This is a genomic window from Nocardia sp. CNY236 (assembly GCF_000482385.1).
GTDB lineage: Bacteria > Actinomycetota > Actinomycetes > Mycobacteriales > Mycobacteriaceae > Nocardia.
In genome coordinates this window covers 46,551-60,592 of sequence record NZ_AXVD01000003.1, presented here as the reverse complement: position 1 = coordinate 60,592, position 14,042 = coordinate 46,551, and the positions used below count along the sequence as shown (strand labels likewise).

14 protein-coding genes and 3 pseudogenes are annotated in these 14,042 nt (G+C 63.2%); 8 read left to right on the top strand and 9 right to left on the bottom strand.

Going from position 1 to position 14,042, the window contains the following annotated elements; all coding sequences use genetic code 11:
- Window positions 1–41 precede the first annotated feature (41 nt).
- The 4 genes and pseudogenes from K940_RS0103620 (at window position 42) to K940_RS34080 (ending at window position 2,612) form a co-directional block, all read left to right on the top strand.
- Window positions 42–1,400 carry a hypothetical protein gene (locus tag K940_RS0103620; protein ID WP_155980735.1) on the top strand — a complete coding sequence of 453 codons (1,359 nt, stop codon included), beginning with the start codon at window positions 42–44 and terminating at the stop codon, window positions 1,398–1,400.
- A gap of 30 nt (window positions 1,401–1,430) precedes the next feature.
- Entirely contained in the window at window positions 1,431–1,730 is a 300-nt protein-coding gene (locus tag K940_RS0103615; protein WP_051406850.1) for an MTH1187 family thiamine-binding protein, read from the top strand.
- A gap of 226 nt (window positions 1,731–1,956) precedes the next feature.
- A pseudogene (locus K940_RS33455) lies at window positions 1,957–2,202 on the top strand (transposase); the annotation flags it as partial.
- A 314-nt stretch (window positions 2,203–2,516) separates the two neighbouring features.
- On the top strand, window positions 2,517–2,612 hold the full coding sequence (locus K940_RS34080; protein ID WP_369797456.1) for a hypothetical protein: 96 nt from the start codon (window positions 2,517–2,519) through the stop codon (window positions 2,610–2,612).
- Window positions 2,613–3,122: 510 nt separating this feature from the next.
- Here the strand turns inward: K940_RS34080 and K940_RS33445 are convergent.
- From K940_RS33445 to K940_RS0103595, 4 genes and pseudogenes are all read right to left on the bottom strand, one after another.
- Window positions 3,123–3,212: pseudogene (locus tag K940_RS33445) on the bottom strand (IS5/IS1182 family transposase); the annotation flags it as partial.
- Between the two features lie 262 nt (window positions 3,213–3,474).
- Window positions 3,475–3,873 (bottom strand): annotated as a pseudogene (locus K940_RS33440) (lysophospholipid acyltransferase family protein); the annotation flags it as partial.
- 232 nt (window positions 3,874–4,105) lie between these two features.
- Window positions 4,106–4,930 carry a GNAT family N-acetyltransferase gene (locus K940_RS0103600; protein WP_028476401.1) on the bottom strand — a complete coding sequence of 275 codons (825 nt, stop codon included), beginning with the start codon at window positions 4,928–4,930 and terminating at the stop codon, window positions 4,106–4,108.
- A 113-nt stretch (window positions 4,931–5,043) separates the two neighbouring features.
- Entirely contained in the window at window positions 5,044–6,336 is a 1,293-nt protein-coding gene (locus K940_RS0103595; protein WP_036527417.1) for an NAD(P)/FAD-dependent oxidoreductase, read from the bottom strand.
- Window positions 6,337–6,447: 111 nt separating this feature from the next.
- On the opposite strand from K940_RS0103595, the gene K940_RS0103590 reads away from it, so the two are divergent.
- Complete coding sequence (locus tag K940_RS0103590) at window positions 6,448–7,305, top strand: LysR family transcriptional regulator (protein ID WP_028476399.1); 858 nt, start codon at window positions 6,448–6,450, stop codon at window positions 7,303–7,305.
- A 73-nt stretch (window positions 7,306–7,378) separates the two neighbouring features.
- On the opposite strand, the gene K940_RS0103585 is transcribed toward K940_RS0103590, so the two are convergent.
- The 4 genes from K940_RS0103585 to K940_RS0103570 form a co-directional block, all read right to left on the bottom strand.
- A complete protein-coding gene (locus K940_RS0103585; RefSeq protein WP_231390231.1) occupies window positions 7,379–7,825 on the bottom strand; it encodes a nitroreductase family deazaflavin-dependent oxidoreductase in 447 nt (148 codons plus the stop codon).
- A 154-nt stretch (window positions 7,826–7,979) separates the two neighbouring features.
- Window positions 7,980–8,315, bottom strand: coding sequence for a YnfA family protein (locus tag K940_RS0103580; RefSeq protein ID WP_028476397.1), 336 nt, complete (start codon window positions 8,313–8,315; stop codon window positions 7,980–7,982).
- A 237-nt stretch (window positions 8,316–8,552) separates the two neighbouring features.
- Window positions 8,553–9,188 (bottom strand): TetR/AcrR family transcriptional regulator, encoded by a 636-nt coding sequence (locus K940_RS0103575; RefSeq protein ID WP_231390230.1) that lies wholly within the window; start codon window positions 9,186–9,188, stop codon window positions 8,553–8,555.
- Between the two features lie 360 nt (window positions 9,189–9,548).
- Window positions 9,549–10,046: a hypothetical protein gene (locus K940_RS0103570; protein WP_028476395.1), complete on the bottom strand. Its 498-nt coding sequence runs from the start codon at window positions 10,044–10,046 to the stop codon at window positions 9,549–9,551.
- Between the two features lie 980 nt (window positions 10,047–11,026).
- Between K940_RS0103570 and K940_RS26825 the strand changes: the two genes are divergently transcribed.
- Entirely contained in the window at window positions 11,027–11,983 is a 957-nt protein-coding gene (locus tag K940_RS26825) for an XRE family transcriptional regulator (protein WP_155980734.1), read from the top strand.
- A gap of 137 nt (window positions 11,984–12,120) precedes the next feature.
- Window positions 12,121–12,903 carry a phosphotransferase family protein gene (locus tag K940_RS26820; RefSeq protein ID WP_196812092.1) on the top strand — a complete coding sequence of 261 codons (783 nt, stop codon included), beginning with the start codon at window positions 12,121–12,123 and terminating at the stop codon, window positions 12,901–12,903.
- Between the two features lie 39 nt (window positions 12,904–12,942).
- On the opposite strand, the gene K940_RS34075 is transcribed toward K940_RS26820, so the two are convergent.
- Window positions 12,943–13,143: a hypothetical protein gene (locus K940_RS34075; RefSeq protein WP_369797464.1), complete on the bottom strand. Its 201-nt coding sequence runs from the start codon at window positions 13,141–13,143 to the stop codon at window positions 12,943–12,945.
- 107 nt (window positions 13,144–13,250) lie between these two features.
- Between K940_RS34075 and K940_RS26810 the strand changes: the two genes are divergently transcribed.
- On the top strand, window positions 13,251–13,712 hold the full coding sequence (locus K940_RS26810) for a hypothetical protein (RefSeq protein WP_196812090.1): 462 nt from the start codon (window positions 13,251–13,253) through the stop codon (window positions 13,710–13,712).
- Window positions 13,713–14,042 lie beyond the last annotated feature (330 nt).

Sequence of the window (14,042 nt, the reverse complement as noted above, 5' to 3'; positions counted from 1 at the left end):
GAGGGGCAGGCGTAGTGATTGTCGTGACCAGGTGGACCGGGTTGGAGGTGCGCGCTCTACGCCGGGATGCCCTGCGGATCAGCCAGCGCAGACTGGCCGAGATAACTGGCTTCTCTGAGGCGGCAGTTGGGAAATGGGAGCGGCGACGCGAAACGATCACTTTGACAGGTGAATTCGCCGCAGGCATGGACACGGTGCTGCGCAGGCTCGATGACGAACAGTTGGCCAGGTTTCAAGCACAGTTGGCTGATCTGGTCCCGCGCCTCGCACCCGGCCTTCGTTCAGAGAGTCGTCCTATTATCTCGGCGGAAGACACCGGCGATCTTCCGGATCCCGACACCGCTATGAAGGAGGGCGAGGACGAGGTGAACCGCAATCAATTTCTGCGCGGATTGCTAGCGGCCTCTGTCGCGATCGTCGACAATGGCCTCGATCCTGTCGGAAGCGCGCCTATCGAGCCGCCTGTACCCCGCCGGGCGGGAATGGACCACGTTGCCCAGATACGGTCATGGGCAGGGCTGTTCCGTGCTGCGGATGATGCGGGACTGCGGATCGGTGAGGGGATGGCCTCCCAATTACGTACAGCCGTAGGATATCTCGAAGCGGACATGCCGTCGCGCGTCCGGACTGCCATGCTATCAGCAATCGGAACGTTCTTTCGGGTGGTGGGATGGGCCTACTACGATCGTGGGCAGCACGGTCCGGCTCGGGCTCATTTCCAAGCGGGTTTACGAATGGCCGATGAAGCTGGCGAATGGTGGTTGCGCTCCGCGATTCTGACTTGCATGGCGCGGCAGGCGATATTTCTCGGCAATGCAGACGATGCACTCACCATGCTGGGTGTCGCGTCGGTCCGCTCCGATCGCATTTCGTTGCTGCGCAGAGCCGACATAGCCGCCGTACAAGTTCGCGCGTTCGGTCGGTTGGGCAATGATGTCGAGTGCATCAGGTCTGTTCAGGAAGCGGAGCAATACTTTTCAGAGGCCGCAGACCAAAACCACCCAGACACGGAATACGAAGGATTCAGCGCCTACTATAACGCACAGTTGCTGAACAGCGATACCGCACACGGCTTGTTCGATCTTGCTTACGAGCGAAACACCGGAGTATCCAACACTATTGATCGCCTTCGGCTCGCGCTACAGCTTTCAGATGAGCACGCTCGATCTCGGCAACTCTGCCTCACACAGCTTGCTGCGCTACAGCTGCGCCACGGGGATCCAGACGAGGGGTTGGCTCTCGGTGCAAAGGCTATCGAAAGCGCTTCCAGCACATCGTCAATACGCGTTCTCGACCATTTCAAGAAGATGTATCGGGCGACCGGTGAAGACCGTATCAAGAACGCAACAGGCATGCTCGAACTGCGACGTGGAATCGCCGACCTGCTCGGGGACGCGTAGTTGACATCATCAACACAGCAAGGAGTCACAGTGATTATTGCCTTCTCGGTAACACCGGTAGGTTCTGGAGAAAGTGTTGGTGCGGCCGTCGCCGAGGCTGTGCGCGTCATTCGCGCAAGTGGACTCCCGAACGAAACCAATGCGTTGTTTACGACCATCGAGGGCGAATGGGATGAAGTGATGGCGGTGATCAAACAAGCGATTGACGCCGTGATGGAGGTCGCGCCACGATGCAGCATCGTCCTGAAGGGTGATGTTCGCCCCGGTTCAACAAACGCAATCACATCGAAAGTCGAGTCGGTGGAACGCCATCTGACTGAACTCGGTTGATCTCTCCGCCGCCGGCTAGTGCTGCGTCCGGATAGGTTGTTGCGGTAGCCGGGTGTCGGCTTGCCCTGGCGTCCGGGGCCGGTGATGCTGCCGGTGGAGGTGGTGCCGGTGGCGCGGAAGCCGGATGTGTTCGTCAGAACGGTGACCCCGGAGGAAGGCCGGAAGCGCCAGCAGATCGCGCGGCGCGGCAGGCAGCCGGTGCGGATGCGGCGACGCGGTGGTGGTGATGGCATCGGCGCAGCATCAGCCGGTGCCGCTGATCGCGAAGCTGATGCAGGTGTCGGAATCCTATGTGCGGCAAGTGATCCATGACTTCAACGAGAAGGGGTTCGAGGCGCTGGACCCAAAATGGAGCGGGGGCAGACCGGCGAAGACCGATCAGGCGACGCGTGATCGGATCTGCCAGATCGCCCGGTGCTGCCCCCGCGACCTGGGCTGGCCGTTCTCGACGTCGAGCCTATCGAAGCTGGCTGATGTTTTGCGTATCAACGAGATTGCCGACACCAGCCGGGACACGCTGCGTCAGATCCTGAAAGCCAGTGGGACCGGCCGCGGCTGGTTCGGCAAGCGCCGACCAGCCCGGTTGCGGGCGACCTACCACCGCACCCAGGGCGTGCGGCACATGTTCGGCGCGCTGGACTTGGCCACCGGGCAGCTGTACTACCGCATCCGCGACCGGAAACGATGGACCGAGTTCCTTGCGTTCCTCGAGTCCCTGCCGGCCAGATGGCCGGGTGAAACGTTGTACCGATCCTGGACAACTACTCGGTCCACAAGCGGCGCGAAGTGCGAGAATGGTGCGCCGCCAACACGGTGGAATTGGTGTTCCTGCCAACCTATTCGTCGTGGTTGAACCGCATCGTGCGACACGAAGTCGCATGAGTAACAGTGGAACTCGTAGAAGGAGGGATCGGCGATGCCGATAACGTAGTTCCCGATCCCGTGCGTGTGGATCGTCCCCGCCTCGGCGTGCGTCATGGGTGACCGTGGGGTGCGATGCCCGAGGGCACGGCCCAAGGACCCCTGTTCCATCCAGGGGTTACAGGCTGGGGAAGGCCGGGCGGGTGAATCGCGTGAACCCTCGTCGACGCCTCGTCATCAGCACTTCCGCCGATGGGAAGTTCCAGCGGGAGAATAGGGGCCGGTCGTTGTGAGACGACAGGTGCCGTCCGGGCGAATGTCGGCCCCGCACGCGCGGGGATGGCCTATGGACCCTAAGCCAGCGTCCGCTGATAGTCTGTCGGCCCCGCGCTCGCGGAGGTGGTCCGCTATCGGGCTGGGACTACAGGTGGTGATGTGGGTCGGTCCCGCGCGGGGATGGTCGGCCTCGGTGTCGGCGGAATGTGAAAACTACTGATCACCCCGCGGCCGTGGGTTCGAGGGCGGTGATTCGCCGTCGCTAGTGGCGATGACCTGAACGTTCATACCCTGCATCCTGTGTTTGCCCGAATAGAACGGCCCGTCGAAAGTAACCCGGTCGATATTCCGCCGGTAGCGAGAGCCGCTCGCGCGCACATCGTGCGCGCAGCCGCGGTGGTGCAGGGTCACGCAACACGGCCTCACACCGACCGGCCAACGCGCGGCGATCGGATCCGGGCTGAAGGGCTTGTTCGAGCACCACCTCGGCGAGCATGCCGCGCGAGCGTAGAACTCGCCAGGCCGACGACACAATGCTGTCGACGCCCACGAATGCGGGGACGGTGCACACGGCCTCGTTCTCGTCCAGATACCGCAACCTGACAGGTTGCACGACGCTGCCCGTGTCCACGGCCGCCTGGAACAGCGCCGGACGCAGGCTGCCGGACCCACGACCGCACCAGGTAGTGCCCTCGGGAAAGATTCCGACGCACTCGCCTGCGGCCAATCGGTCGCCCACTGCAGCCACCGCGCCGGGTAGCGCACGCAAGCGTTCCCGGTGGATCGGGACGACCCGCATCAGTCGGGCGAGGGAGCCCAACAGCGGCCATTCCACCAGGTCTGCGCGCGCGACGAAACCGATCGGTTGCACGGCGACCAGAGCAACGATGTCGGTCCAACCGATATGGCGCGTTGCCACCAACGCGCCACGACCGGGCGTGCCGAAGCCGACCGGCACGGCGTCCGCTCCATCGCCAGCACGATTGTCGATGACGCGCAGGCGCATTCCGAGGCAACCCAGCAGCAGGCGTGCATAGCGGCGTTGCATCGGTGCACGCTTGCCACGTGGAGTCACCACCTGCGCGACCGGAAAGCTGAGCAGCACTCCGGCGACCCCGACCAGTCGGGCTGCCACTCGGCTGGCGCCGGCCGGGCGGCCCGTATCCAGGCACCCGGGTCCGCAAGTACTGGAAGGCATCCACGGATGAGCCAGGTGAGGGGCGCCGTCGGTCACGGCCTCACTTCTGATCGAATGTGGCCGCGGCATTACGTAGTCGGTCGAGATAGCGGGTGTCGATGGTGTCCAAACCGAGCAGTGCGACGAAGTCCGCGACGGCGAAATCGGGGTCGTGTGCGGGCTCACCACAGATCGTCGCGCCCAGCCGCAGGTATCCCCGGACCAGTGGGGGCAGCTTCGGACGGCGTGGCGGCGGCAGATCATCCAAGGTCTTGCCGTCGACGACCACAGGGCAGTACGGGTGCGCCTGGCGTTCTGGTGCACACGCGTGCCGGCCGAGAAGCATGTCACGCACGCCGCGCACATTCACTCCCGGCGGGTCTGCCGGAGTGTCCTGCATCGGCACCGACACACACCCCATCACCCATTCGTAGCCGGTGAGTTGGATGTAGTGCAGGATGCCCGCCCACATGAGCGTGAGCACCGATCCATTGCGGTGCGCGGGCGCCACGCATGCGCGCCCCATCTCCACGATCCGCATTCCCTGCGGGTCCATGTGGGTGAGGTCGAATTCCGTCGCCGTGTAGTACCCGCCCGCTGCGGCGGTTTTCTCCGGCGGCAGCATCCGGTAGCAGCCGACGAACTCACCGCTGGCGTCGTCCCGTACGAGCAGGTGATCACAATGACTGTCGAACCGATCGGCGTCCAGACCGGTTCCGTTGTCCGGGATTCGGAAGCCGGGTTCCCCGGCGAAGACGCGGTAGCGCAGTCGCTGAGCGGCGATTCGGTGTTCGGCGTCGGAGGACACCACCAGCGAATACCGCGCCTGTTCCTGCCTAGAAGCCGGCGATCGACCCGGGGCCGTCAGCACGGACGAAAGAGTCATACCCGTGATGAAGCCAGGTCGATACGGCGCCGTGGCGACCTCGAAGTGTCCCACCGATGCCGGTTCGGTGAACGAGACGGCCGTCACACCGAGCGTTCACCGCGTCGTCTCCTCTAGGCGGCCCGGCGTTCCGAGACGGGTTCCGTGGCGGGAGCAGTGCCCTGCTCGGTGAAGCCAGGACGTCCGGTACCCACGAAAGCGATCAACCACGATGCGACCGCGGCGAAACGATTGCGGAAGCCGACCAGGTAGACCAGGTGTACCGCGAGCCAGAGGAACCAAGCGATCACGCCGCGGAAGGCGATGCGGTCGTTGAGTTTCGCCACCGCGCTGTACCGGCTGATCACCGCCATGCTGCCTTTGTCCCAGTAGACGAAGGCGGTGCCGGGCTGCTTCTTGCGGGCGATGATGTCGGCGGCGTGCCGGCCTTCCTGCATCGCCACCGGTGATTGACCGGGGTAGCCGTTGAGCGAGGTCATATCGCCGATCGCGTAGATGTCGGCATACCCGCCGACGGTCAGGTCGGGATTGATCAGCAGTCGACCGGCCCGGTCGGTCGCGACACCGGTGGCTTCGGCCAGGATCCGGGCGAACCCTCCTGCTTGCACACCTGCCGACCAGACCACGGTCTCGGCCGCGATCGCCTGCTCGACGCCATCGGAGCCACGCACTGTGACCTTGCCGGACTCGATGTCGGTCACAAAGGTGCCCAGTCGCACGTCGACGCCGCTGCGGGTCAGGGACTGCTTCGCATATTCCGACAGGTCACCGCCGAAGGGCGGGAGCACTTCGCCGGCGCCTTCGACGAGCGTGACCGCGACCTCCTGGTGGTAGTACCGCTTGGCCAGCTCCTTCAATTGACCGGCCACTTCGACGCCGGTCGCGCCGGCGCCGACCACGACGAAGCTCAGCAGCCGGCGCCTGGTCTCCTGGTCGGCATTCGCGGCCTGGGCGAACACCCGCTCGATCTGTGCACGCAGCCGCCGCGCATCGTCGATGGTCTTCAGGGAGAACGTGTACTCGGCGAATTCGTCCCGACCGAAATACGACTGGTTCGCCCCGGTCGCGGCGATCAGCGAGCCGTAGCGGATCCGACGCAGTGCGCCGTCGTGTTGGTAGGTGACGATGGCCTGATCCGGGTCGATCGCGATCACCGTGCCCAGGCGCACATCCGCCGTACGATGGCGGCGCAGGATCCCTGCGACGGGAGGGGCGATCTCCTCCGAGGTGAGCACACCGGTCGCTACCTGATACAACAATGGCTGGAACAGATGCTCCGGGGTGCTGGAGATCAGCACGTAGTCCACTCCCGACTTGGCCAGTTGCTTGGCGGCGGCAAGCCCACCGAACCCCGAACCGACAACGACCACCCCTGCGGTTTCGATACCCGCATCCACCTCTTGCATGACATCCTCCTTCTCCCATTACGAACCGTGATTCGGAACGCAGATATTTCAGGCGTCAGGGCGCATAATTGAGATGACTCTTATCTTGATCCGTAATAAATAGGAGATGCGGTGGAACTTCGGCAGCTCACCTACTTCGTCGCGGTGTGCGAGGAGCTCAGCTTCAGCGGCGCCGCCGCGCGATGCTTCATCTCGCAGTCCGCGATCAGCCACCAGATCTCCCGGCTCGAGCGCGACCTTGGCGTACAACTGTTCGAACGCTCGACCCGCTCGGTTGTGCCGACCGACGCGACCGCGCGGCTACTTCCGCTCGCTAAGCAGATGCTGAGTCTCGAATCGGCGATCCGCGCCGCCGTGCGCGCGGTGGGACCGCGCATTCGGCTGGCCGCGAACATGTCCTTCGCCACCCGCTCGCTGTCATCCATCGCAGGCGCGCGCGCCGCACACCCGGAGGCGGAGATCGAGTTCGTGATCAAACCATTCCGCCAGCGCATCACCGCGGTGGCCGAGGGGGATTGCGATCTCGCGCTGATCCGCGGCAGGGTCGATCAACCGGGCCTCGCGGTGGAACAACTCTGGGTCGAGGATCTGGTGATCGCCACCTCCAGCGCCCATCCGCTGGCGACTCGCGACGTCGTGACGTTGGCCGACCTGAGCTCGCATCCGCTTCTGCTGCCGCCCGAACAGGACCAGGTGTTGTTGCACAACGTGATTCGCAACGCCTTCGCCGAGCTACCCGCCGGCCCCACGCTGGGCCCGCCCATCCCTCCGGACCACACCGCGACGATGGAACTGATCAACCGCCCCGACGCATGGACCGTGCTCTATGCCGAGAGCCCCACGGAGGGATTGGTGGTACTACCCCTGGCCGAACACAAACTACGCGTCCCGGTGTCGGCGGTCCTGCGCACCGATGCCCGGCGCTCACCGATTCTGACCACCCTGCTCACCGAACTGCATGGCAGCTGAAGCTGCGGCGCACGCGTGCGACCTCGTCGTAGCGTTGGAACGGCACCCTGCCGAAGACGCCGTCACCCTCGCATCACGTAGGTTCGACACGGAACACCGCGATACGGTCGGCCGCCGCGGCAACTCCATCAGGACTGCCGTCGTCCACCAAACCGCTGGTGGTGAACAACTTACCGACACGTGGGCTATCGGCGATGCAATCACGCAGCAGCGGGCGGCGCTCCGCAACCGGCAACTCCACCATCTTCACGACCGACGAGCGGCGACCTCGCGACAGCGTCACCTGTTCGGCGGCTCGAACGTTGGCCACCCATGCTGCCTTGGGATATGCCTGCACCACGTAGCGTTGCCCCGCAATGGGAACGACCGCGATCGCCGCGGTCCTCGGTCGACCGGTCTTGCGCCCCGGCACGGTGATCAGATACTGCGGACCGAACGCGATTCCCAACCTCTGTAAGCCGATGATCACCGTGTTGGCCTGCCGAACCCACCAACGGAATATCTCCGAGCCTCGAGTCAAGACAGTCATCCTCCCGCCGAACCAGGTGGCTCGCGGTACCTCGATACCCAGCGGAGCCAGAGCGTCGGAATCAGCGTATCGAAATCTGTTGCCGTAGGCCATTTTTGATGTGTTTCACCGGCCGCACGGATCGACTCGTCGCTCCGGTGTCGAGTCAGCCGGCCCGTGGGGCGTACATGATGACAGCGACACCGATCGAGCAAACGACCGCGCCGGTGATATCCCATCGGTCGGGTCGGAATCCGTCGAAGGCCATTCCCCACGCAAGCGATCCGGCGACGAAGACGCCTCCGTAAGCAGCGAGAATACGTCCGAAGTGGGCGTCGGGTTGCAGCGTGGCAACGAATCCGTAGAGCCCGAGGGCGACGACCCCGGCTCCGATCCAGGTCCAGCCGCGGTGCTCACGCACCCCTTGCCAGACCAACCAGGCGCCGCCGATCTCGGCGACCGCGGCCAGCACGAACAGCAGGATCGAACGCGTGACGGTCATTGTCCGAGCCTAGGAACCAGACCCCGGAAACGTGGTCGAGACGCGGCCGTGATCGTGGAATACGCCGGCCCGGCCGAGCTCGGGTAGACAGCACTACTGATGGTCATGGTTAGGGGAAACGTTCACATCTACGGCACGATGGACGATGCGGTCAGGCTTGTCGCGCACTATGCCGAGCAGGGCACATCGGCTTTGCGACCGGATCACGCGAGTGGCGCCGGGTTCGAGGCCAACCGGTCAACTCTTCGCAACCGGGCCTTCCGAGACTGGGCCCAGCATACGATCGAGCAGGCGCTCCACCAGGGCGGGAGCGGTTTCCGCGACGACCGGGTCCAACGCGGCCTGGGTGAGACCGACAACAGTGAGCGCGACCAGTTCCGCGTCGAGATCGACGGCCGGCGCGGTGGCCGATGCACCGGTCCGGCGGGCCCGCCGGAGGTTGTCGGCCACGACATCGACGAGGGCTCGCAGGCCACCTCTGCTATCGGTCATGCCGAAAGCGTCACCACCGGTGAGGGCGGCGGCGTAGAAGGCATCCAGCACGATCGCATCCTGGCGGCGTACGTCGTCCAAGGGCAGAAGTTCGGTCAGGATGATGCGTAGAGCATCGCGGGGCGCTGCGTCCTCACCGAGAGCGGCCACCTGTTGGCCGAATCGTGCCGCGGCATCGTCCAGAACCGCCCGGTGAGTCGCTAGGAGAAACTCGCGTTTCGTGCCGAAGTAGTACTGCACCAATCGGACCGAGACCCCGGCCTCCGCCGCAACGGACTGAAACGTCGCGGCGTCCAATCCGCCACGGGCCATCACTTTGCGTACTGCGTTGGTGATCTCTCGCCGCCGTACTTCGTGATCGACCACCCGTGGCACACACACCACCCGCCTTTCGTATCCATGCCGATGCCCAACGAATGATGATACGCGTATATCAGGTGTATGATATACGCGTATCATACACCTGTCTCACGGTCAGATCACTCGTACCGACCGGGCTCACCCCTAGCTACCCGACTCGCTGGGCGATCAGGTACCCCTGACGCGACCGCACCGCAGACTCGGGAGCATGACCCCCTCCGATGAGCTCGGCAAAACCCCGCAGCACAGACCGATCCAGGGCTTGCCGTCCAATTCGCCGCGGAAGCGCATCGCATACTCGTCCGCGATGGGTGTCGTACGACCTGGCGATGCTCTTGTCGGCGGCACGGATTCCCATTGGTGAAAATTCCTTTCCAGCGTTCATCGTGGCGGGGTGTCGAACATCGCCTGCAACTCCGCGGCGGTAGGTGTCGGAATCGATGACACTCGGGCGCTCCAGGTGTGCCCGCGTGATGCCCTTCGCTGTGCGGTGTAGGCGATTCGGGCTTCAGCGAGCGCACGAGCAGCGCCGATCCATGAATCGCTGCGGTGGCGTTGGAACCATATCCAACGATCGACGAGATCGACCATCGCACTGGTGATATCAGGACCACCCACAGCGCGCTCGATCAACGCGTACAGGTCACCGAACAGTCGATCCTCGATCGAGTCCAGCGCGGACTCAACGCGCTCATTGCGCCCGTATTCGGGTGCGATCGTGCCGGCGCCGAGGGGTTCAGGTGACACACTGGCCAGCAGGCGGATCGACCGCAAGATTCCGCGTGCGGGATGCTGGGCAGGAACGTGGCCCTGGATCGCAGCAACAAGGTCACGCGTGTTCGGCAATATCGGTCCTGGAACGGTCTCACCAGTTTCCATGACAATCCTCACCAGGTTGTTGAGATCGACGACGGATGCCCAGTGCGAGGCAATCGTCTGGAGAAGTCGTTTCTGTTCGGTTCTCGAAGCACCCGTGCACGGGCATGCTCGCTTCGGGCACATCCAGCGACAGTGAGCGGGTTGAACGTGGTGTCCGCTCTCGACTCGACCGGAATTACGGTGATGCCCAAAGCAACTCGCAGTTCACTCGCGGGAAGTCGGTGCGGCCGTCGTGCACGACGACAATCGACAACCTTGGACAGTGGCTATGCCGCCAGCCCTCGAGTAGGCCCAGCGCGGCCGACTGGCAAGCACTCCGGTCGAAGACCACGTCGCCCGACGTGCCGGCGTAGACGAATCGTATGTGCACATCGGGCTCATTCGGCCGGGGACTTGCCTTCGGCGACAATGGTAGAGCGCAGGTCATCGCAATACTCCTCGTGCACGGTGCGTGTAGTCGGCCACCAGCGCTACGAGTCGCCCGCGGCCTGGGTGCTTTTCAGCGTCTCCCGGGCAACAGGAAGCAACCAGAACCTATCGGCGCAATTTCCATGCAATTTGGCCACATCTTCTTCGGTCCATGGGACACAGATCCGGTTGAACCGGTGTAGTTTTGTTCGGTAACCGGATAGGGGGCTGAGGCTGGGACGATGATTGTCTACCGCTGGACGGGTATCGAATCGAAAGCGCTGCGCCAAGCCATGTTGCTCAGCGTCGAAAAGTTCGCGACCACACTGAAGATCTCTACACGCACCGTAACGAATTGGGAGATTCAGGGCGCCGAAGCGCGACTGCGTCCAACGAGTCGGGAACTACTCGATAACACATTGACCGCCGCGACGCCGGAGATCCGTGCCCGGTTCGAACGGGCACTCGCAGGAGTCGGATCGCAACGACACGAACCAGGTCTCGGTTCGTACTCACGACAGACCGCTGCCGAGAACCGGCTGCTACCAGTGCCATGCCACCAATCTGATTTGGTGACTGCCTTCGACCGCATCCGCCTCGTCGTCGATCAGACCCTGTCGAAGTGCACCGTGACGTCAGCCAGGGTAGACCTGATGTGGGAGCGGGTGGCGGATCGGATCCAGAGCTACACCACCACTCCGCCGGCAACCGCACTTGCGGCAATCGCGCCCGACCTGCTGGAAGTTCAAACAATCGCTGTTGAGCGGCAACCCGCGAGCCTCCAGGCCCGCCTCTCGGAATCGTCTGCCGCTCTCGGTCTGCTCACTGCGGACGCGCTCATGAAGCTCGGCGAGATCGGCCGCGCAAACTACTGGTATGGCACCGCCACAGCCGCGGCAGACGATAGTCTCAACCGGCAACTGCAGGCCACTGCACGCGCCCAGCATTCGATGCTGCACTACTACTATGGCGGCCTCACCAAAACGATCGTGCTGGCACGGGCGGCACAGGATCTGGCACCCAGCAAAGCTTGCGATGCCTCCGCCCTTGCCGCCGCAGCTGAAGCTCGAGCACTGGCCAGACTTGGTGACCATCATGGTGCCGAGCAGGCCATGAACAAGGCTCGGCAGCTCACAGATGCTCTACCGAACAACAGTGGGGACGAGGCATTCAAGTTCACTGCAAAGCGGATGCTTCTCTATTTGTCTGGAACACTTACGTATCTGCGGCAAACCACCCGTGCACGCCGTGCCCAAGACGAGGCACTATCCCTCTACAGATCGACCCCCGTAGTGATCGATCCGGCGCTGATACAACTCGACGCCGCCTTGGGCTACGCGATGAGCGGCTCGGCGGCTGACGGATGCCAGCTCGCTGAACATGTACTCAACGGCTTGCCTGTCGAACATCGCACACGGATCATTTCTACTCGCGCACTCGACCTCGTGAAAGCGTTGCCCGCAGAACATCGCGCACTGCCATCTGCCAAATCGCTTCGCGAATTGATTCACACCGAGACAACGGCATGACCTCACCGCCAACCATCACGACACTCACCGAATCGACATTCACGCCCGATCGAACACTTCGGATCCTCGATGCCTGTTGCCGCGAAGCAGGATTCGACGCAAGCGGCGCCGTGCTCCTGCGCCATCACACCAATGCCGTGTACGCGTTGACCAGCCGGCCAGTTGTGGTGAAGATCGGCCGACCTGATCGCTCGGGAAGCATCGACATCGTCGACCTCGTGCACTGGCTAGAAGACCATGCTGTACCCACGGTATCGCTCATCGATGTCGAACAACCGCTCACAGTTGGCGGCTGCCCGGTAACCTTTTGGCAATACCTCGAGCAGGAACGCGGAATTACGAGTGCGATCGAACTTGCCGAACCGCTGACCAAACTGCACTCATGTCCTACGAGACCGACGGCCGCCTTGCCGGATCGGCAGATCCGCAAGGCACTTTCCTCGATCTCCCAGGCCATACAGACCAGCACGATCCTCACACCTGAAGACCGCCGTGTGCTGCTTGCCCGGCAAGAAGAGCTCGCCCAGCAGTCAGGTGACATTCGATACGCGCTCGATACAGCGGTGATTCATGGTGATGCACAGCACCGTAACGCATTGTGGGATAATCGGTCTCAGCGAGCAGTTCTCTGTGATTGGGATACCGCAGCAATCGGGCCTCCCGAGTGGGATCTCGTGACAGTCGAAGTCCACTGCCGCCGATTCGGTCATGCCGCCGATGAGTTCGAGCAATTCAGTTCTCTGTACGGCTTCGACATCCGAGAGTGGGACGGATACGAATGGCTCAGAGACCTCAGGGAGCTGAAAATGATTACAACGAATGCGCGCAAGTCCGAACCTGGATCGGCTACCGAGGCCGAGATCCTGCGACGAATCGATGCACTCCGTCGGGACATGCCGCTCACGTGGCAAATCCTCTAGTGTCTCGCAATCCTGTTTTGCATACTTGGCATTGTTTTTTCACCGCTCGTTCGAGGAACGCGAGGAATTCCGCGCCGGCGCGGGTGGGCCGGCAGTCGCCGAAGACCTCGCCGGTGCCGACGTCGCTGCCAGGATCCGCACCCGAATCCGGCCGGGCATCTGCTCACGGCCCGCGCCGCGCCTACGGTCCAGCAGCCCGGCGATGCCCTCGGCCGCATACCAAGCCAGCCACACATCCACCGTCGGCCGCGACACTCCCGCCTGCACCGCAATCTCGGACTGCGCTCGCCACCAGACGACTGCCGATCTGGACTCCCCTAGTGGCGCAGACTGATACCCTTGCGGGCGTGAAGCCTACCAGAAAAACGATAACCGGCAGACTCGCCGTGACCGCCGCTGTACTGACTGCCGCCACCCTGACCGGTACTGGTACGGCAATGGCTCAGAGTTCAGCCGAAGGCTCTTGCCGAGGCATGAGCCCGAATATCATCGACTTCCCGTATGCGGGCGCGGTCCTGGTCTCTCAATCTCAATCCGATCCAGGTGCTCCGTTCGTCAATATCAAATCGGGCGGAAGCCTCTGGGGTGACTATGAAACCCAGGTCACACTCAACTGGACCAATCTCACGACCGGCGCCTCGGGTTCGGAAACCCAAAGCCGATCGGTAGGTTTTATTCTGGGCAAAGGCGCCTCTATCACCTTCAACCCGCACACCGGTGCGGGCGTGGTCCGCACCGACTTCTCTGTCCGCAACACCGGGTTGGTGACCCAACATGTCAGTTGCTCCAAGGTCTCCGACGTCTGGTAGAGGTCTCGGTTCCGTGGTGCCTATGCGGTAGAAGTGGACCGACACTCCCCCGGCTCGAGCAGGTAGCAGATGCGTTCCGCCTGATCACCAGCTTCCAACACTGCCGCAAATTCTGCAGGGCCGCGGTGCAGGCGAATCCTGATTCGCCACCGAGTGCGCCAGGCATACAACGTCATCGCTGAAAGAGCCTCGCTGCGCGGTCACCGCCGGGTGACCGCGTTCCAGCTCGTCGATGACCTTGTGCACTACGTCAAGGCTGCACGACTTCCAAAGATATCCAAAAGGATTCGAACTCCTCGGCAGCCCTCCCGGTCATGGCTTCCTGACCAC